Genomic DNA, 374 nt, shown 5'->3' on the forward strand with positions numbered 1-374 from the left:
GAAATATCGGCTGTCGTTCTTTAACAATCAGGAAGAAGTAGTAAAGAGATTCATCTGAAACACACTTAGAGATGGGTGTGGAGTAGGTGAATCAGGGTTGTGATTGTATCAATGTATTTTTAAGTGATCGAAAGATTGCCTTGAAATACGGCGCAACACGAATACTCAACCTGTAACGATTGTGTTCTTCTGCCTGTCCCCTGCGGGGATGAGCCCGGAGTAAGCGCTAAAGCGCTCACTCTGGCCGCGAGACACACCCGTTATAGGGTCAAGCGAACAAGTGCATGTGGTGGATGCCTTGGCGATCACAGGCGATGAAGGACGCGGTAGCCTGCGAAAAGCTACGGGGAGCTGGCAAACAAGCTTTGATCCAC

1 rRNA gene is annotated in these 374 nt (G+C 48.9%); it reads left to right on the top strand.

Annotated elements, in window-relative coordinates:
* Positions 1 to 266: 266 nt before the first annotated feature.
* A 23S ribosomal RNA gene (locus tag AB4Y35_RS42130) occupies positions 267 to 374 on the top strand; the annotation flags it as partial.

This window comes from Paraburkholderia sp. EG286A (assembly GCF_040965375.1).
Classification (GTDB): domain Bacteria; phylum Pseudomonadota; class Gammaproteobacteria; order Burkholderiales; family Burkholderiaceae; genus Paraburkholderia.